The sequence below is a fragment of the Paraburkholderia sp. NMBU_R16 genome, from assembly GCF_013282575.1.
In the GTDB taxonomy this organism is placed as follows: domain Bacteria; phylum Pseudomonadota; class Gammaproteobacteria; order Burkholderiales; family Burkholderiaceae; genus Trinickia.
Map to the genome: position 1 here is coordinate 1 of NZ_JAAAYE010000035.1, position 18,475 is coordinate 18,475.

Below are 18,475 nucleotides of genomic sequence, written 5' to 3' on the forward strand. Positions count from 1 at the left end.
GATGACGGGGGACTGCTCGGCGCGGCGTGGCGGCAGCGGTTCCGGGCTACGCCCTTCACCGCTGCCGCCACGCCAGTACTCTCATCCTGATTGACGCGCTGCTCTCATCTTGTTTGACGCGCGGCAAGCGTGGTCTTCCCGCTGCCCGACTCGCCGACCAGCCCGAGCGTTTCTCCCGCTGCGAGCGTGATCGAGACATCGTCGACGGCGCGCACGGGCTGGCCGTTGCGCACGAACGTCTTCGAGACGGACGTGGCGCGCAGCACCGGCGAGCGATCCCGAACGCCGGCCGGCACATCGGCGCGATGAGCGCCATCATCGTTGGAAGCCCCAGGTTCGCGCGGCAATGCGTGGGCCTCCTCATGCCGATGGCAGCGCGTCATTCGGACACCGTTGGGTGCGTTGAACCGATGCGGAGGCGGTGCGACCTGCCGGCAGCGTTCTTCCACCAGCCGGCAACGCTCCGCGTAAGCACAGCCGCGCATCGCGGCGCCAAGTGGAGGCGGGCTGCCCGCGATCGTATCGAGACGCTCGGTATCCTTGCTGCGCGCGCGTTGTGGCAGGCAGCGCAAGAGCCCGACCGTATAGGGATGATGCGGTGCGCCGAACACATCCGCGCTCGGGCCCTCTTCGACGAGACGCCCCGCATAGACCACGCCGACGCGACTGCACATGCGGCCAACGACAGCGAGGTTGTGACTGATGAACAGCACAGCGGTGCCGAGTTCGTCGCGCAACTGCGCTACGAGGTCGAGAACTTCGGCTTCGACCGTTGCATCGAGCCCCGTCGTCGGTTCGTCGAGCACGAGTAGCGCCGGATTCGCGGCAAGCGCCATCGCGATCACGACGCGCTGCTGCATGCCGCCCGACAACTGATGCGGATAGGCTTGCATCACCTGCCGCGGCGCCGCGATATGCACGCGCTCGAGCATATCGAGCGCCCGCGCTTCGCCCTCGGTGCGCGAAACGCCGTACGCCATTTCGAATGCTTCGGACACCTGAAGACCCACGCTGAGCGACGGATTGAGCGCACGCGAAGGATCCTGGTAGACCATCGAGACCGTGTGAGCCCGCATCTTGCGCAAGGCCTCCGCATCGAGCGTCGCGAGATCGCGGCCGGTGACCTCGATGCGCCCTGCCTTGATGCGACCGTTGCGCGGCAAGTACGCCATGGCAGCGAGCGCCAGTGTGGACTTGCCGCAGCCCGATTCGCCGACTAGGCCGTAAGCCTCGCCGCGGCGCACGCGGAACGTGACGTCGCTGAGCACCTCGCGGTCGCGCGACCGTACGCGGTACGCAACGGTCAGCCCGGTGACGGCGAGCACGTCGTCATCGGCGCGTGCCGTCACATCGAGGATCGGAAAATCGTTGGGCGTGGGCCGGCTCATCGCTCGAGCGCTCCTTGCACGCCATCGGCGGCGAGGTTCACCCCGACGATGAGCGTCGCGATGGCCAGCGCGTCGAAGACGACGGTCCACCATGCGCCGCCGGTCATCAGCGAATACGATTCCGAGAGCGCGAGCCCCCAGTCCGGGGAGGGCGGCGCGACGCCGAAGCCAAGAAACGAGAGTGTGGCGACAGCGAAGATCGCGTAGCCGAGGCGCACCGTCCCCTCCACGACGATCGGCGGCAGGATGTTCGGCAAGATCTCGACGAACATGATGTAGAGCGCGTGCTCGCCGCGCAGTTGAGCCGCGGCGACATACTCGAGATGACGCTCCGCGAGGACCGCGGTGCGGACGGTGCGCGCCGTGATCGGCATGAACGTGAAGCCGATCACGAAAACGACCGTGGCGCTCGATGCACCGAGTGCGGCAAGCGCGGCCAATGCGACGACGACGAGCGGCAATGCGAGCACGGCATCGATGATGCGGCCCGCGAGCTTGTCGAACCAGCCGCCGACATAGCCGAGAACGAGCCCGAGCGCGGTACCCGCGAGCGTACCCACGAGCGTGGCGAGCGGCGCGATTCCGAAGATATCGCGCGCACCGACGATGACTCGCGAGAATACGTCGCGCCCGAGCTGATCGGTACCGAACCAGTGCGTCCGATCGGGCGGGGCCAGCGAATTGAGCGGGTCCGACGCATAGGGATCGTGCGGCACGAGCCACGGCCCGACGAGCGCGCAACCGAGCCAGAATCCGACGAGCAGCGCGCCGCAGATGAAGCTTGGCGAGCGCAGCAGTGCTCGCAGCGTCTCGAAGCGCGGCTCGATGGGCGGATCGGCACGCTTTTCGACGCTGGGCGGATGCGTGTGCGTGCTCATTGCGTGCCTGCCTTGTTTCTACGCGGATCGAGCGAGGCGAGCAGCGCATCGGCGAGCAGAGTGGCGAAGGTATAAACGATGCCCACGCACAGCACGCCCGCTTCGAGCATCGGAAAATCCTTCGCCGTTGCCGCGTTGTAGATCAACAAGCCGATGCCCTGGTAGTGGAACAGCGTTTCGACGACGACGAGCCCGCCGACCATGTAGCCGAGCTGGGTCGCGGCCACCGTGATGGTGGGCGGCAACGCGTTGCGCAGCACATGGCGCAGGACGACGACGTGCGGCGGCAATCCCTTGAGGACCGCGGTGCGCGTGTAGTCCGCATCGAGCGCTTCGACTGTCCCTGAACGGGCCATCCTGGCGATATAGCCGAACAGTACGAGAACGAGCGGCAGCGCCGGCAGAATCAGATGCCGCAAGGCCGTGACGGCACTGGCGTTGGCCGGATAGACGGCTTCGGTGGGCAGCCAGCGCAGCCAGACGCCGAATACGAGAATGAGCACGATGGAGGAAACGAATTCAGGCACGACGGTGGCCGACATGCCGACGATCATCAGCGTGCGATCAGGCCAGCGTCCCTCGTGCAAGGCCGCCCAGACGCCGCTCGCGATACCGAGCGGTACGACGATGACGAACGCAAGCGCGGCGAGTTTCGCCGAGTTGGCGAGCGCATGCGCGATGAACGGCGCAACGGGCTCGCGAAACGCGTAGGAGACGCCCATGTCGCCGCGTACGAATCGCGAGATCCAGTGGGCATATTGCAGCAGGACCGGCTTGTCGGCGCCAAGCTGGTGATCGAGCGCCGCCACGGCGCGAGGATCGGCAAGCGGGCCGAGGATGGCGCGCCCGATGTCGCCCGGCAACAATTGACCGAGCGCGAAGACGAGCGCCGAGAGCAACGCGAGCGTGATGAACGCGAGCGTGCCACGTTCGAGCAGAAACAAGGCGATGCGCGCCGAGTTGCCGCGCGCCCGGGGGTGGCGAAAGAGGGAAGCGATGGCAGCCATGCGGTCCGATGCGAATGTGGCTGGAGTTCAGGCGGACGTCGTCGCGCGATCGAAATACAGTTGCGAGATGGCGGTATAGCGAACGCCTTTGACCGATTTGCGCACTGCCGCGAGCTGATCGAAGAAGTACGGAATGACGACGGGCGTTTCGTCCAGCAGTAGCGTTTCGATCTGCTTGGCCATCCGTTTTTGCCCGGCGATATCGAGTGCACCGACGAACTTTGCGACGAGCGCATCGTACTGCGGGTTCTTGAAATGCGCTGCGTTCCAGGCGCCGTTGCTCGTGAGCGGCGCATTGAGAAAGAGATTCGGCACACCGCGGTGTCCGTAATCGGTGATGCCTATCGTCGAGTCGAGCCAGTCCGATTTGCCGAACGTTCCAGAGCCGTAGTAGAGCCCCTGACTTTCGATCTTGAGGTTGAGCTTGACGCCGATCGCGCGTGCCGCGTTTTGCACGACCACGGTCAGATCGGGAATCTCCATGAACTTTTCGGTCGTGAGGGTTGCTTCGAAGCCGTTGGGGTGGCCCGCTTGCGCGAGCAATGCTTTGGCTCGCTGCAAGTCGACCTTGCGCTGCGCGACCGATGTATCCGACGAGGCAAACACGGGCGCGAACGGATGATCGTTGCCGAGCTCGGCCCGTCCCTTGAACAGACCCTTGACCAAAAGATCGCGATCGAGGCAAAGCGCGAGTGCCTGGCGCACGCGCTTGTCGTTGAACGGCGGCTGATCGCAACGCATATGAATCTGACGATGTGCGCTCGAACGCACGGAGAGCACATCGAAATCGCCGCTATTCAGGATGCCGGCTCCGCCTTGTACGGTGAAGTCGCCCATGACGTCCGCGCGGCGCCCGAGCAGCGCGAGAATCTGCGCCTGTTGGTCGGCGTAGAACGAAAACTCGACACGCGACGCCAACGCCTTTTCGCCCCAATAATCAGGATTCCGAACGAACGACGCAGCCACTTTGGGCTGGTACTTGTCGAGCTTGAACGGACCTGTGCCGACGAAACTCTTCTCGTATCCCCCGTTGTAGTTCGCCGGCAGAATGACCGCATTGTAATTGTCGGACGAGACGTAGTAGGGGAAGTTGCCGTTCGGCGCATCGAGATGAAACGCGACCGTTTCGTCGTCCACCGCGCGCGTGCCGCCTTTGGACAGGACTCCCTTGAGCATGGAGAGTGCGGCCGAGCCGCTCGCGGGGTCGGCCAGCCGATCGAACGTCGCCACGACATCCTTGGCGCTCAGGACTTGCCCGTCGTGGAACTTCACGCCCGAACGCAATTTGAAGGTCCATACATCGCCCTTTGCGTTCGGCTGCCAGGACAGCGCGAGGGCGGGCCTCAAGCCGCTGTTGCCCGGGCCTCCATGGTTGGCCGCAGCGCTGCTCGCACCGCTTGCGTCGTCGACGAGAAACTCGCCCGTCTGTGCGATGAGCGCGAGCCCCGCGGCGTCGGCGACGGTGAGCGGATCGACCGCGCCCGCCGGCGTCAAATGGGCCACGCGAATCGTGGCGCCGCCGGGCGTCTGCGCCCGCGCCCGCTGTGGCAACGCCAGGCCCCCGACGGCAAGCGCCATGCCCGAAAGTCCCATGACGCTCGCGTACCGCAGCAATTCGCGCCGCGTGACGCGCTGCGCGAGGTATTCGTCGATGGCGTGATTGCCGAATTCGCCGGCATCGCGGCGCAGGGCTTCGAGGGCGTGCGGCAAGGTGAGGCGGGCTTTCATCGATGCGTATTCCGGTTCGTTTTGAAGTGCGCGCGCGGGAAAGCGGCTGCGGCGACGAGCGGTACTGCGATGACGAGCGTGCGTGCAGTGTAACGCGAGTTGTGGGTAGCGTTGCGCAACTTGTGCGCCGATGTCGAGGTGGTGTCGATTCGACTTGTCACGGCGCCGATAAAAGAAAACCCGCCGATGCACAGGTCATCGGCGGGTCGGACGAGCCAGGACAACGCGCGTTATTTGCCCTTCGAATTGATGATGGCGTCGGACACCTGGGCCGGTGTCTCGGCGTAGTGCTTGAACTCCATCGTATAGGTGGCGCGCCCCTGCGTGAGCGAGCGCAGCGAGGTCGAATACCCGAACATTTCCGCGAGCGGCACCTCGGCGCGAATCGACTTGCCGCCCCCGCCCGCGATATCGTCCATGCCCTGCACGATGCCGCGCCGGCCCGAGAGATCGCCCATCACATTGCCCATGAAATCCTCGGGCGTCTCGACTTCGACGGCCATCATCGGCTCGAGCAGCACCGGCTTTGCGCGGCGCATCGCTTCCTTGAACGCCATCGAGCCAGCCATCCGGAACGCGTTTTCGTTCGAATCGACGTCATGGTACGAGCCGAACGTCAGGGTGACCTTGACGTCGACGACGGGGTAGCCCGCCAGCACGCCGCTTTTCAGCGTTTCCTGAATGCCTTTGTCCACGGCCGGGATGAATTCGCGCGGCACGACACCGCCCTTGATCGCATCGACGAATTCGTAGCCCTTGCCCGGCGGCTGCGGCTCGAGCTTGATGACGACGTGACCGTACTGGCCGCGCCCGCCCGATTGCTTGACGAACTTGCCCTCGACATCCTCGATGCCGGTACGCACGGTCTCGCGATAGGCCACTTGCGGTTTGCCCACCGTCGCTTCGACGTTGAACTCGCGCTTCATCCGGTCGACGAGAATTTCGAGGTGCAGCTCGCCCATGCCGGAAATGATCGTCTGGCCCGACTCTTCGTCAGTCTGCACGCGGAACGACGGATCTTCCTGCGCCAGGCGATTGAGCGCGATCCCCATCTTTTCCTGGTCGGCCTTCGTCTTCGGTTCGACGGCCTGCGAGATCACCGGCTCCGGGAAAATCATCCGTTCGAGGATGATCGGGTTGGCCGGATCGCATAGCGTGTCGCCCGTCGTCGCCTCTTTCAGGCCGACCGCGGCGGCGATATCGCCGGCATAGACTTCCTTGATTTCCTTGCGGTCGTTCGCATGCATCTGCAGAATCCGGCCGATGCGCTCCTTCTTGCCCTTCGTCGAATTGAGCACCGTGTCGCCCGAATTGACGAGGCCTGAATACACGCGAAAGAAGATCAGTTGACCGACGAACGGATCGGTCATGATCTTGAACGCGAGCGCCGAAAATGGCTCTTCGTCGCTCGGATGACGCTCCGCTTCGCGATCGTCCTCGTCATGCCCAAGGATCGCCGGCACATCGACAGGCGAGGGCAGGTAGTCGATGACGGCATCGAGCATCGCCTGTACGCCCTTGTTCTTGAAGGCACTGCCGCAGAGCATCGGCACGATCTCGTTGGCGATCGTGCGTTTGCGCAGGCCGCCTTTGATCTCGTCTTCGGTCAGCGAGGTGTGGTCTTCGAGATACTTTTCCAACAGCTCTTCGCTAGCCTCGGCGGCCGCTTCGACCATTTTCTCGCGCCACTCGTCAGCCGTAGCCTGCAGTTCGGACGGAATATCGCGGTACTCGAATTTGACGCCCTGGCTTTCTTCGTCCCAGATGATGGCTTTCATCTTGACGAGATCGATGACGCCCTGGAAGTGCTCTTCGGCACCGACGGGAATCTGGATCGGCACCGCGACGCCCTTCAGGCGTTCACCGATCTGGCGCTGCACGCGAAAGAAATCGGCGCCGACGCGATCCATCTTGTTGACGAACGCGATGCGCGGCACCTTGTACTTGTTCGCCTGCCGCCAGACCGTTTCCGACTGCGGCTGCACGCCGCCCACCGAGTCGTAGACCATGCAGGCGCCATCGAGCACGCGCATCGAACGTTCGACTTCGATCGTGAAGTCGACGTGCCCGGGGGTGTCGATGATATTGATGCGGTGCTCGGGATAATTGCCGGCCATCCCTTTCCAGAAGGCGGTCGTCGCGGCCGACGTGATCGTGATGCCGCGCTCCTGCTCCTGCTCCATCCAGTCCATCACGGCCGCGCCCTCGTGAACCTCGCCGATCTTATGGCTCACGCCGGTGTAGAACAGGATACGTTCGGTGGTCGTGGTCTTGCCGGCATCGATGTGAGCGCTGATGCCGATGTTTCGGTAGCGCTCGATGGGAGTCTTGCGGGGCACGTCGATCTCCTTGCAAGTGGGCGCGTCGACCGGACCGGGCGCCATCGCCCGGCTATCGCACGCCGCGTTTATTGCAGACCTAGAAGGATAGCGCCTCGCCGAGGCTTTTGCAGCGACCCTGAAGAGGGGGATAACCGATGCGGGTTGCGGCGCCTCGGCCACCGCCCGCCAAATCTGGCGTCCGCAGCGGACTCAGCCCGGCTGGGGCAGCCCTTGTACCTTCATGCCGGGCTTGATGCCCTTGGCCGCGAACCAGCCTTTGCTCATCTCGAGCGCATAGACGCCATTGTTGCGCGGGCAATGATTGCTGGTGGTTTCCGCCTGCATTTCGTCGATATCGGTAATCGTACCGTCGGCGCGCATGAACGCGATGGAAAGCGGAATCAGCGTGTTCTTCATCCAGAAACAGTGCACGGCCGTTTCGCCGAACACGAACAGCATGCCTTCGTTCGGTGCGAGTTCGGTGCGGTACATGAGGCCCTGCTCGCGGTCCGCATCGTTGGCGGCGACCGCGGCATCGATGACGAACATGCCCGCCCTCAGCTTCACGCGCGGGAATTCCGATGGCTGCTTCGCTCCTGCTGGGAGGGCTTGCGCAAAGGCGGCCGCTCCGGCAAACAAGGCGGCAGGTATGGCGAGGACAGCGATGCTGCGCGCAATCCATGAACGAAGGCTCACTCCCACGACACCCCTCCTTAGGGTCTGTTTGCATGTGGAACGTACATGCGTTGCCACGCGCATCTTACGCGAGGGCGACAGGCCGACGCAAAACGAAAAGCAAACAAAAAGATAAAAAACAAAAAGGCAGGCACCTTGCGGCAACCTGCCTTCGAACGCCGTTAAGAACGGCAAACTGCGTGTTCTTGACTGCGTCTTTACAACGAACTTACTCCGAAGCGGCCGAAGCGGCTTCAGCCTTCGCAGCCTTCTTGTGCGACTTCTTGTGGTGCTTCGTAGCCTTCTTGGCGGGAGCCGAAGCGGCACCCGGAGCAGCAGCCGAAGCGGCTTCCGTCGACGAAGCTTGTGCGAAAGCAGCCGTTGCGAACAGGCCAGCGACCAGAGCGGCGATCAGTTTGTTCATGTCGTAAATCCTCAGCTTTAGTTAATTAACCAAATGACCCGGTCAATGAGTCATGTCGGTAAACGTGCCATCCACCTTTCGGTTGACAGCCGCATCGAACAATTTCTTGCCGGTGCGTCTGCGCGCTGGTGCCGGGTGCGGCTGCGGACAGTCCGCAAAGCACAAGCCTTCACGCGAATGCCGGACAGCTTCGGACGGCATCTGCGTCGAATAACGCGTGACCGGCCAAAGCGGTTGACTCCATGCATTGCGAGTCGTCGATTCTGCTTGTTCGGACGGTCAATCCGTGCCGTGCCGCTTGCAAAGCGCCAGAAAAAAGTCCGGCATAACAGGTACTTGGGTCAAAAACGAGCGTTGCGGGGGCGCCGCGGGTCATGCGAGGCCGTGCCACGGGGCTTGCGCCGGTACGTCGCGCCATTCGCCCGGCGCGAGGCCGAGTGCAAAAAGGTCGAGGGCGCCAATCCCCACCCGCACGAGCCGCAGCGTTGGAAAGCCGACGGCCGCGGTCATTCGGCGTACCTGGCGATTCTTGCCTTCGGTCAACGCCAGTTCGATCCACGTCGTCGGGATGGCCGCCCGGAAGCGGATGGGCGGCACGCGCGGCCAAAGTGCGTCGGGCGGATCGATCGCGCATACCCGGCATGCCCGCGTGACGTAGTCGCCCAGATCGACGCCGCGCGCGAGCGTCGCAAGGGCGTGCGCATCGGGCACGCCTTCCACTTGGGCCCAGTAGCGTTTGACGAGTTTGTGACGGGGCTCGGCAATGCGTGCCTGCAAGCGGCCGTCATCCGTAAGCAGCAAAAGTCCTTCGCTTTCGGCGTCGAGCCGTCCCGCCGGATAAACGTCCGGTACGCGCACCCAATCCGCGAGCGAACTGCGCGTTTCATGTGACGAGAATTGGCAAAGCGTACCGAATGGCTTGTTGAGTGCGATGAGGCGCATGGGCGGCGGCAGGCACGGCGCCTGCGCGGGCAGTAACCCCGCGCCGGCGTCTATGGCAAATGGCGGGATATTAATGCATAATACGGGACGGCAAGTCTTCTGTCTTATATAAGACATCAGAGCCAACGCTATTCCGCTCGCTGTTGCAACGCGGGGAGAACTGCGGCGTGGTCGGCGCGCGCGGATGCCATACGCGCTGCGGGCGCCGCATTTGCGACGTGGGCTAGAATAGCGAGCCAGCCGTATTTGCGCGGCTTCGTCAAGTACATCGAGACATCCGCAGCGAGCCGAATGCGGTGGAGACCGAGCCCCCGTTTTTGCCGTTTTCCGCTTGTTTTATCTGCACAGCCAACCCTGGAGTCGATCATGCCGTATCAGCACATCAAGGTCCCGACGGGCGGTGACAAGATCACCGTCAACGCGGACTACTCGCTCAACGTTTCGGACCAGCCGATCATTCCGTACATCGAGGGTGACGGTACGGGTTTCGACATCACGCCGGTGATGATCAAGGTGGTCGATGCGGCCGTCGAAAAGGCATACGGTGGCAAGCGCAAGATCCACTGGATGGAGATCTATGCGGGCGAGAAGGCCACCAAGGTGTACGGTCCGGACGTCTGGCTGCCCGAGGAATCGCTGGAAGTGCTCAAGGAGTACGTGGTTTCGATCAAGGGTCCGCTCACGACGCCGGTCGGCGGCGGCATCCGCTCGCTGAACGTTGCGTTGCGTCAGGAGCTGGACCTGTATGTCTGTCTGCGGCCGGTTCAGTACTTCAAGGGCGTGCCTTCGCCTGTGCGTGAGCCCGAGAAGACGAATATGGTCATCTTCCGTGAGAACTCGGAAGACATTTACGCCGGCATCGAATGGGCGGCGGAATCGGAGCAGGCCAAGAAGGTCATCAAATTCCTGCGCGAAGAAATGGGCGTGAAAAAGATCCGCTTCCCGGAAACGTCGGGCATCGGCATCAAGCCTGTTTCGCGCGAAGGCACGGAGCGCCTCGTGCGCAAGGCGATCCAGTACGCGATCGACAACGATCGCCGTTCGGTGACGCTCGTGCACAAGGGCAACATCATGAAGTTCACGGAAGGCGCGTTCCGCGACTACGGCTATGCGCTGGCGCAAAAGGAGTTCGGCGCTGAGCTCGTCGACGGCGGCCCGTGGATGAAGTTCAAGAATCCCAAGACGGGCAACGACATCGTCGTCAAGGATGTGATCGCGGACGCCTTCTTGCAGCAGATCCTGCTGCGTCCGGCCGAATACGACGTAATCGCGACGTTGAACTTGAACGGCGACTACATTTCGGATGCGCTGGCCGCTCAGGTTGGCGGGATTGGCATTGCGCCGGGCGCCAACCTGTCGGATTCCGTCGCAATGTTCGAGGCTACGCACGGCACGGCACCGAAGTATGCGGGTAAGGACTACGTGAACCCGGGTTCGGAAATCCTTTCGGCGGAAATGATGCTGCGCCATCTCGGCTGGACCGAGGCGGCCGACGTCATCATCTCCTCGATGGAAAAGTCGATCCTGCAAAAGCGCGTCACGTATGACTTCGCGCGCCTGATGGAAGGTGCGACGCAGGTATCGTGCTCGGGCTTTGGGCAAGTGCTGATCGAGAACATGTAAGTCTGCGTCGCAGCTGCGGCGAACCCAAAATCGCGAATTAGCAGAACGCCGATAGACCCTATGGTTTGTCGGCGTTTTTCTTTTTTGATTGCCCTGCCATCCGGTGGCGAAAGGGCGGCTCGCCGACCGTCAACCCGGCCCGAATCTCTGCTCGTAGAGCTCCGCGAGCCAATCGACGAACACGCGCACGCGCGCCGACAATTGCCGCCTATAGTGGTACATCGCGGCGATGCGCAACGTGGGGCTTTGCCACTCGGCCAGCACTTCCACCAGATGCCCGGCGCGCAATTCGTCCTCGACGTGAAAACGCGGCAGTTGAATCAGCCCACAGCCGCGCAACGCAGCCGTCACATAATGCTCCGCGTCGCTCACCGAAATCCAACCGTTCAACTGGAAAGCGCGCAATTGCCCGTCGATCATCAATTCCAGCGGGTAGTCGTTCGCACCCGAATTCGCCGCGAAACGCACGACTTGGTGTGCCGCGAGATCGGACGGGTCCGCCGGCACGCCGTGATGGGACAGATAGTCGGGACTCGCGCACACGATCTGCGGAATATCGGCCAGCCGGCGCGCAACGAGATTCGAGTCGCGCGGCGTGCCGGCGCGCACTACACAGTCGATGCCTTCGCGCACGAGGTCGACCAGCCTGTCGCCACTGCTGACGATCAACTCGATATTGGGATAGCGTGTGTGAAAAGCATCGATATGCGGCAAGACGATCCGCGTCGCGTGCGTACCTTGCATATCGACACGAAGGGTCCCGCTCGGATTCGATGCGACGTGCCGTAGCGCCGATTCCGCCTCGTCGAGTTCCGCCAGAACGTGCACACAGCGTTCGTAAAACGCCTGACCGTCGAGCGTCGGCCTCACCTGTCGCGTCGTGCGTTCGAGCAGTCGCGTATTCAAGCTCGCCTCGAGTTGCTTGACCGCGTGCGTGGCCGTCGCCCGTGGAACGTCGAGCCCGTCGGCAGCGCGGGTGAAGCTGTTCGTCTCGACAATGCGGACGAAGAGGCGAAGCGCTTCGAGTCGATCCATTGTTGACGGGAATTGAACTGTGTTGGCAATCCTACCCGCTTTATACCATTTGCAAAAACGAGAACAATGCAAAGCATGCCGGGCGCGGCGCTCGGTAATCAGCTAACAGGAGCGACTCATGCAAGATCAATCTTTCCCTCGTCCAGCATCAGGCGTTGCCATCGTCACGGGCGGCTCGCGGGGCATCGGTCGAGCTATCGCGCTGCGGCTCGCGAAAGACGGCTTTGCCGTAATCGTGAATTTCGCAGGCGGGGAATCGAACGCAGGGGAAGTCGTGCGCCAGATTGCCGCCGCAGGCGGTAGAGCCCATGCGGTGCAGGCGGACGTCTCGATGGCCGAGGATGTCGAGCGACTCTATGCGACCGCCCAAGGCGAATTCGGACGCGTCGATGTGGTCGTGAACAGCGCCGGCGTCATAACGGTCGCGCCGATCGCACAGGGCAATGTCGCAGCTTTCGACAAGACGATAGCGATCAACTTGCGCGGCACGTATTTGATGATGACTCACGCCGCGCAGGCATTGCCCGACGGCGGCCGGTTCATTGGCTTCTCTTCGAGCGTGATCGCGAAAAACTTTCCCGGATACGGCGCATACTTCGCCAGCAAGGCCGGTGTGGAAGGGCTCGTGCGTGTCTTTGCGAACGAGCTGCGCGGCCGCAATATCACGGTCAACGCGGTGGCACCGGGACCGATCGCTACCGAGATGTTCCTTCATGGCAAAAGCCCGGAGCTTATCGAACAAATCGCGAAGCAGGCGCCGTTGGAACGTCTCGGCGAGCCGGAGGAAATCGCCAACGTCGTGTCGTTTCTGGCGGGCCCGGAAGGCCGATGGATCAATGGGCAAGTGTTGCGCGTCAACGGCGGCTTCGCGTAAAGCGGCGGATACGCTTCTTTGCCTATCGGCGCAGGGATCGGCAAACAACTTCGCCCGTGCGCGAAAAAGCCCTGCGTTTTTTGGGGCCAAGGCAGCGGATTTTTCGCGCGACACCGCCTCTTTTCGTTCATCGAGCAGTCATTGTTCTGTGCGGATGCTCAAATCCCCGTTTCGATCGATCGAAAACGTGCCGCATCTATGATGTGGAGCAAAGAATCTGCGGATCAGGGGGCGACAATGCGTTCATGCGTCGTTGGGGGCCAGCAGGTGAAGACGAGGGAAGGCGGTTCGCAAAATGAAAAAAACCCGGCCGAAGCCGGGTTTTTGAAGGCATTGCTTCGAACGATCTCAGGCGGCGGCCTGGATGTTCGATGCTTGCTTGCCCTTCGGTCCTTGTACGACCTCGAAGCTGACTTTCTGACCTTCCTTGAGCGTCTTGAATCCGTTCATCTGGATGGCCGAGAAATGTGCAAACAGATCCTCGCCGCCTTCATCGGGCGTGATGAATCCGAAGCCTTTCGCGTCGTTGAACCATTTGACCGTACCAGTTGCCATACCAACTTCCCCTGTAACTCATGTCCTACCACGAGCACGCTCGAAAAGCTCGACAGCCGCATGCTTGCAGCCGCCCCCTCCGCACTAGCTCACCTCGGCATTTTTTCGTACTTGCACTTGTTGCAGCCAGCTGAAAAAAAGTGCCAGCTTGATTGTTGGTTCTCTTTAAAGAAGTGTCAAGAAAATTTTGAGATGTTGAGAAACGCACTTCGGTTCGAGGGTTTTTCCCCCTTCCGCTGTGTGTGCTGGCGCAAGCGGGCGCGCTTGAAAAGTCGCATAATCGACGCACATGGGAATAGCGGATACGAGGTGCTCGGAACGGGCGGTTGCACGGGCGCGGGAGAGCCGGCACGCGATGTGCGATACTCGAACGGGCTGCGCGCCGGGGCGTGGCGCCGCGGGTGCGGCGACCGTCATTGGGGCACGGCGGGTTCGCACAGGCGCGGCGCGATGGCAGCATCGCACCGCGAAGGTGCGATCGACTACTGGTCGGTCGGGTTTTTGCAGGATTGCGGGGCTCACCGAGTTGTTTAGAATGGGTGTATGGCAATTATCCCGGACAGGCAGGACGGTACGGTCGTCGAGCGGCAGGAAAAGGAGCTGAAACCACCGTCCATGTATAAAGTAGTGCTGTTGAATGACGATTTCACGCCAATGGAATTTGTCGTGATGATCGTGCAGGAATATTTCAATAAAGACCGAGAGACCGCGACGCAGATCATGCTGAAGGTTCATCGTGAAGGTCGGGGAGTTTGTGGGGTCTACACGCGGGACATCGCGTCGACCAAGGTCGAGCAGGTTGTTACACACGCACGGCAGGCAGGGCATCCGCTGCAGTGCGTGATGGAGGAAGCATGATTGCCCAGGAACTGGAAGTCAGCTTGCATATGGCGTTCATGGAAGCACGCCAGGCGCGGCATGAGTTCATCACGGTCGAACATCTTTTGCTGGCGTTGCTGGACAATCCGACAGCTGCGGAAGTGTTGCGCGCGTGCGCGGCCAACATCGAAGATCTGCGCCAGAACCTGCGCAACTTCATTCATGACAATACGCCGACGGTACCCGGTACCGACGACGTCGATACGCAGCCTACGCTCGGCTTTCAGCGCGTGATTCAGCGCGCGATCATGCACGTGCAATCGACGTCGAACGGCAAGAAGGAAGTCACGGGTGCGAACGTGCTCGTGGCGATCTTCGGCGAGAAGGACTCGCATGCGGTCTACTACCTGCAGCAGCAGGGCGTGACGCGGCTCGATGTCGTCAACTTCATCTCGCACGGTATCGCGAAGACGAACACCAATGACGCGGCGAAGGCCGGCGACACGAGTCCGGAGTCCGAGGACGCCGCTTCGCAAAAAGAAACGCCGCTTGCGCAGTTCACGCAAAACCTCAATCAGATGGCCAAGGACGGGCGCATCGATCCGCTGATCGGACGCGAGTCCGAGGTGGAGCGTGTCGTCCAGGTGCTGTGCCGCCGCCGCAAGAACAACCCGCTGCTGGTCGGCGAGGCCGGTGTCGGCAAGACCGCCATCGCGGAAGGGCTCGCCTGGCGCATCACGCGCGGGGAAGTGCCGGACATTCTGGCCGATGCGCAGGTGTACTCGCTCGATATGGGTGCGCTGCTCGCAGGCACCAAATACCGTGGCGACTTCGAGCAACGGCTCAAGACGGTGCTCAAGGAACTGAAGGAGCGTCCGCACGCGATTCTCTTCATCGATGAGATCCATACGCTGATCGGCGCGGGAGCTGCATCGGGCGGCACGCTCGATGCGTCGAACCTGCTCAAGCCTGCGCTGTCCTCGGGCACGCTCAAGTGCATCGGCGCCACGACGTTCACGGAATACCGCGGCATCTTCGAAAAGGATGCGGCGCTGTCGAGGCGCTTCCAGAAGATCGACGTGACGGAGCCGACGGTCGAGCAGACCGTGGCGATTCTGCGCGGCCTGAAGTCCCGCTTCGAGGAGCATCACGGCGTCAAGTACTCGTCGGGTGCGCTCTCGGCGGCAGCCGAGCTGTCGGCGCGGTTCATCACGGATCGTCATCTGCCGGACAAGGCGATCGACGTGATCGACGAAGCCGGCGCAGCGCAGCGCATTCTGCCGAAGTCGAAGCAGAAGAAGACGATCGGCAAGGGCGAAATCGAGGAAATCATCTCGAAGATCGCGCGTGTGCCGGCGCAAAGCGTGTCACAGGACGACCGCAGCAAGCTCCAGACGCTCGATCGCGACCTGAAGGCCGTCGTTTTCGGACAGGATCCGGCCATCGACGCACTGTCGGCCGCCATCAAGATGGCGCGCGCGGGGCTCGGCAAGACGGACAAGCCGATCGGCGCCTTCCTGTTCTCGGGCCCGACGGGCGTCGGCAAGACCGAAGTGGCGCGCCAGCTCGCGTTCACGCTCGGCATCGAGCTCACGCGCTTCGACATGTCGGAGTACATGGAGCGCCATGCGGTGAGCCGTCTGATCGGCGCGCCGCCGGGATATGTCGGGTTCGATCAGGGCGGACTGCTGACCGAAGCGATCACGAAGAAGCCGCACTGCGTGTTGCTGCTCGACGAAATCGAGAAAGCGCATCCGGACATCTTCAATGTCCTGCTGCAGGTGATGGACCACGGCACGCTGACCGACAACAACGGGCGTAAGGCCGATTTCCGCAACGTCATCATCATCATGACGACGAATGCGGGCGCGGAATCGATGCAGAAGGGATCGATCGGATTCACGTCGCGCCGCGAGACCGGCGACGAAATGGCCGATATCAAGCGGATGTTCACGCCCGAGTTCCGTAACCGGCTCGACGCGATCATCAGCTTCCGCTCGCTCGATGAGGAAATCATCATGCGGGTCGTCGACAAGTTCCTCATGCAGCTGGAAGATCAGTTGCACGAGAAGAAGGTCGACGCCGTCTTCACCGACGCACTGCGCCACCATCTCGCGAAGCACGGTTTCGATCCGTTGATGGGTGCACGTCCGATGCAGCGGCTGATTCAGGACACGATCCGCCGCGCGCTGGCCGACGAACTGCTGTTCGGCAAACTGATGAACGGCGGCCGCGTGACAGTCGATGTCGACGAGAGCGACACCGTGCAGCTGACGTTCGACGAGAATGCGGCGCCGCGCTCGCCCAATCCGGAGACGGTCGAAGTGGAGTGACGATCGTCCAGCGGTTCGCGCGGCAATGCGATGCCGCGTGAGTAGCCGACAGACAAGCGGCGCGGGCCAAAACCCGCGCCGTTGCTTTTTCTCCAGACGGAAAAAACGACGGCGGCCCGCGCCGTCAGTGTTTGCCGGTGCTGCCGAAGCCGCCGGCGCCGCGCTCGCTTTGCGCGAAATCGTCCACGATGTTGAACTGCGCCTGAACGACCGGCACGATGACGAGCTGCGCGAGGCGCTCCATCGGCTCGATGGTGAATGTCGTCTGTCCGCGGTTCCAGGTCGAGATCATCAGCTCGCCCTGATAGTCCGAATCGATCAGCCCGACCAGATTGCCGAGCACGATGCCGTGCTTGTGGCCGAGACCCGAGCGCGGCAGGATCAGCGCCGCGTAGCCGGCGTCGCCAACGTGTATCGCCAAGCCGGTCGGCACGAGCGCGGTCTGGCCCGGTTCGAGCACGAGCGACCGTTCGAGACAGGCGCGCAGGTCGAGGCCCGCGCTGCCAGGCGTCGCGTAGGCCGGGAGCATTTCGCGCATGCGCGCATCCAGAATCTTGAGATCGAGTTTCATGCCGTTCGCAATAGGAAGAACAACGAAAAAATAGCTTGAGCCATCGGCGCGTGAGCGCGGGTGCCGCTAGGAAATCAGGCTCGCATCGGGAAGCCGGCGCGCGATCTCGCGAATGAGTGCGGCGGCGAGTGCGTTCTTGTCCATGCGGGCGAGCCGCGTGGTGCCGGACGCATCGACGAGCACGACCTCGTTGTCGTCCCGGCCGAACGTCTGCGGGCCCAGGTTGCCGATCAACAGCGGCACGCCTTTGCGTTGCCGCTTTTCCTGGGCATGCGCTTCGAGTTCGCTGCTTTCAGCCGCGAAGCCGACGCAATAAGGTGCATCGGGCAGCTGCGCGACCGTGGCCAGGATGTCGGGATTTTCGACAAACGCGAGTGACGGCACGCGCCCATCGGCTGTCTTCTTGATCTTGTCGGCGCTCGCCTGGTCGACGCGCCAGTCCGCGACGGCTGCAACCGCGATGAAGACGTCGCAATCGGCCGCCGACTGCATGACGGCATCGTACATCTGCTGTGCCGTTTCGACGTCTTCTCGCACGACGCCCCACGGCGTATCCAGCGATACCGGCCCCGCAATGAGGCGGACCTCGGCGCCGGCTTGCTGCGCTGCGCGGGCGAGCGCGAATCCCATTTTGCCGCTCGAGCGATTGGTCAGTCCGCGCACGGGATCGATCGGCTCGAACGTCGGCCCCGCCGTGACCAGCACGCGGCGCCCCGCAATGCACTTCGGCTGAAAAAACGACGCGATGGCTTCGTACGTGGCTTGCGGCTCGAGCATGCGCCCATCTCCGATTTCACCGCAGGCCTGCGCTCCGGAGTCGGGGCCGAGCACGACCACGCCGTCCGCGCGCAGTTGCGCCACGTTGCGCTGCGTCGCCGGATTGGCCCACATCTGCCGATTCATGGCCGGCACGACCAACAACGGACAATCGCGAGCGAGGCACAGCGTGGAGAGCAGGTCATCGGCGCGGCCGTGCGCGAGTTTGGCGAGAAAGTCTGCCGAGGCCGGCGCAATCACGATCGCCTGGGCCGTGCGCGACAGATCGATGTGCGGCATGTTGTTGTCGATGCGCGCGTCCCATTGGCTGGTATAGACCGGGTGCCCCGAGAGCGCCTGCATCGTTACCGGCGTGATGAACTGGGTGGCAGCTTCTGTCATCGCAACCTGGACGGTCGCGCCTGCCTTCGTCAGAAGTCGTGTGAGCTCGGCGATCTTGTAGCAGGCAATGCCGCCCGTCATGCCCAATACGAGGTGTTTTCCTGCGAGTTCTGCGGTTGCCAACGTTGCCTCCGGGGCGCTTGA

General features: G+C 62.6%; 15 protein-coding genes and 1 pseudogene. 4 read left to right on the forward strand and 12 right to left on the reverse strand.

What is annotated here, in order from left to right; all coding sequences use genetic code 11:
• Nucleotides 1–122: 122 nt before the first annotated feature.
• The 8 genes and pseudogenes from GWC77_RS18080 to GWC77_RS18115 all read right to left on the reverse strand — a co-directional run.
• Nucleotides 123–1,388, reverse strand: a pseudogene (locus GWC77_RS18080) (oligopeptide/dipeptide ABC transporter ATP-binding protein); the annotation flags it as partial.
• Nucleotides 1,385–2,266, reverse strand: coding sequence for an ABC transporter permease (locus GWC77_RS18085; protein ID WP_173259227.1), 882 nt, complete (start codon nt 2,264–2,266; stop codon nt 1,385–1,387). The pseudogene GWC77_RS18080 and the gene GWC77_RS18085, both read right to left, overlap by 4 nt.
• Nucleotides 2,263–3,273: an ABC transporter permease gene (locus GWC77_RS18090; protein WP_173259229.1), complete on the reverse strand. Its 1,011-nt coding sequence runs from the start codon at nt 3,271–3,273 to the stop codon at nt 2,263–2,265. The genes GWC77_RS18085 and GWC77_RS18090 overlap by 4 nt, the downstream gene beginning before the upstream one ends.
• A gap of 27 nt (nt 3,274–3,300) precedes the next feature.
• A complete protein-coding gene (locus GWC77_RS18095; RefSeq protein WP_173259231.1) occupies nt 3,301–5,001 on the reverse strand; it encodes an ABC transporter substrate-binding protein in 1,701 nt (566 codons plus the stop codon).
• A 230-nt stretch (nt 5,002–5,231) separates the two neighbouring features.
• On the reverse strand, nt 5,232–7,340 hold the full coding sequence (gene fusA, locus GWC77_RS18100) for an elongation factor G (protein WP_173259233.1): 2,109 nt from the start codon (nt 7,338–7,340) through the stop codon (nt 5,232–5,234).
• 192 nt (nt 7,341–7,532) lie between these two features.
• Nucleotides 7,533–7,988, reverse strand: coding sequence for a DUF192 domain-containing protein (locus GWC77_RS18105; protein WP_367949062.1), 456 nt, complete (start codon nt 7,986–7,988; stop codon nt 7,533–7,535).
• Between the two features lie 238 nt (nt 7,989–8,226).
• A complete protein-coding gene (locus tag GWC77_RS18110; RefSeq protein WP_173259237.1) occupies nt 8,227–8,421 on the reverse strand; it encodes a hypothetical protein in 195 nt (64 codons plus the stop codon).
• 372 nt (nt 8,422–8,793) lie between these two features.
• Complete coding sequence (locus GWC77_RS18115) at nt 8,794–9,363, reverse strand: pseudouridine synthase (protein WP_173259239.1); 570 nt, start codon at nt 9,361–9,363, stop codon at nt 8,794–8,796.
• A gap of 366 nt (nt 9,364–9,729) precedes the next feature.
• Between GWC77_RS18115 and icd the strand changes: the two genes are divergently transcribed.
• On the forward strand, nt 9,730–10,986 hold the full coding sequence (gene icd, locus GWC77_RS18120; RefSeq protein ID WP_173259240.1) for an NADP-dependent isocitrate dehydrogenase: 1,257 nt from the start codon (nt 9,730–9,732) through the stop codon (nt 10,984–10,986).
• 129 nt (nt 10,987–11,115) lie between these two features.
• Here icd and GWC77_RS18125 read toward each other — a convergent pair whose 3' ends face one another.
• A complete protein-coding gene (locus GWC77_RS18125) occupies nt 11,116–12,021 on the reverse strand; it encodes a LysR family transcriptional regulator (protein WP_173259242.1) in 906 nt (301 codons plus the stop codon).
• A gap of 118 nt (nt 12,022–12,139) precedes the next feature.
• Between GWC77_RS18125 and GWC77_RS18130 the strand changes: the two genes are divergently transcribed.
• Nucleotides 12,140–12,895 (forward strand): SDR family oxidoreductase, encoded by a 756-nt coding sequence (locus GWC77_RS18130; protein WP_173259244.1) that lies wholly within the window; start codon nt 12,140–12,142, stop codon nt 12,893–12,895.
• 348 nt (nt 12,896–13,243) lie between these two features.
• On the opposite strand, the gene cspD is transcribed toward GWC77_RS18130, so the two are convergent.
• A complete protein-coding gene (gene cspD, locus GWC77_RS18135; RefSeq protein ID WP_017776809.1) occupies nt 13,244–13,450 on the reverse strand; it encodes a cold shock domain-containing protein CspD in 207 nt (68 codons plus the stop codon).
• A 543-nt stretch (nt 13,451–13,993) separates the two neighbouring features.
• On the opposite strand from cspD, the gene clpS reads away from it, so the two are divergent.
• Nucleotides 13,994–14,308, forward strand: a complete 315-nt coding sequence (gene clpS / locus GWC77_RS18140) for an ATP-dependent Clp protease adapter ClpS (protein ID WP_173259246.1) — start codon at nt 13,994–13,996, stop codon at nt 14,306–14,308.
• Nucleotides 14,305–16,602 (forward strand): ATP-dependent Clp protease ATP-binding subunit ClpA, encoded by a 2,298-nt coding sequence (gene clpA / locus GWC77_RS18145; RefSeq protein ID WP_173259248.1) that lies wholly within the window; start codon nt 14,305–14,307, stop codon nt 16,600–16,602. Before clpS ends, clpA begins: the two co-directional genes overlap by 4 nt.
• Before the next feature lie 124 nt (nt 16,603–16,726).
• On the opposite strand, the gene dut is transcribed toward clpA, so the two are convergent.
• Nucleotides 16,727–17,173 (reverse strand): dUTP diphosphatase, encoded by a 447-nt coding sequence (gene dut, locus GWC77_RS18150; RefSeq protein WP_173259250.1) that lies wholly within the window; start codon nt 17,171–17,173, stop codon nt 16,727–16,729.
• 66 nt (nt 17,174–17,239) lie between these two features.
• Entirely contained in the window at nt 17,240–18,454 is a 1,215-nt protein-coding gene (gene coaBC / locus GWC77_RS18155) for a bifunctional phosphopantothenoylcysteine decarboxylase/phosphopantothenate--cysteine ligase CoaBC (protein WP_173259252.1), read from the reverse strand.
• Nucleotides 18,455–18,475: the final 21 nt, after the last annotated feature.

Excerpts from the sequence above, each read along its gene's own strand:
- GWC77_RS18085 (WP_173259227.1), bottom strand. The coding sequence starts at position 2,266 with ATGAGCACGCACACGCATCCGCCCAGCGTCGAAAAGCGTGCCGATCCG.
- GWC77_RS18090 (WP_173259229.1), bottom strand. The coding sequence starts at position 3,273 with ATGGCTGCCATCGCTTCCCTCTTTCGCCACCCCCGGGCGCGCGGCAAC.
- GWC77_RS18095 (WP_173259231.1), bottom strand. The coding sequence starts at position 5,001 with ATGAAAGCCCGCCTCACCTTGCCGCACGCCCTCGAAGCCCTGCGCCGC.
- GWC77_RS18110 (WP_173259237.1), bottom strand. The coding sequence starts at position 8,421 with ATGAACAAACTGATCGCCGCTCTGGTCGCTGGCCTGTTCGCAACGGCT.
- GWC77_RS18115 (WP_173259239.1), bottom strand. The coding sequence starts at position 9,363 with ATGCGCCTCATCGCACTCAACAAGCCATTCGGTACGCTTTGCCAATTC.
- icd (WP_173259240.1), top strand. The coding sequence starts at position 9,730 with ATGCCGTATCAGCACATCAAGGTCCCGACGGGCGGTGACAAGATCACC.
- GWC77_RS18125 (WP_173259242.1), bottom strand. The coding sequence starts at position 12,021 with ATGGATCGACTCGAAGCGCTTCGCCTCTTCGTCCGCATTGTCGAGACG.
- GWC77_RS18130 (WP_173259244.1), top strand. The coding sequence starts at position 12,140 with ATGCAAGATCAATCTTTCCCTCGTCCAGCATCAGGCGTTGCCATCGTC.
- cspD (WP_017776809.1), bottom strand. The coding sequence starts at position 13,450 with ATGGCAACTGGTACGGTCAAATGGTTCAACGACGCGAAAGGCTTCGGA.
- clpS (WP_173259246.1), top strand. The coding sequence starts at position 13,994 with ATGGCAATTATCCCGGACAGGCAGGACGGTACGGTCGTCGAGCGGCAG.
- clpA (WP_173259248.1), top strand. The coding sequence starts at position 14,305 with ATGATTGCCCAGGAACTGGAAGTCAGCTTGCATATGGCGTTCATGGAA.
- dut (WP_173259250.1), bottom strand. The coding sequence starts at position 17,173 with ATGAAACTCGATCTCAAGATTCTGGATGCGCGCATGCGCGAAATGCTC.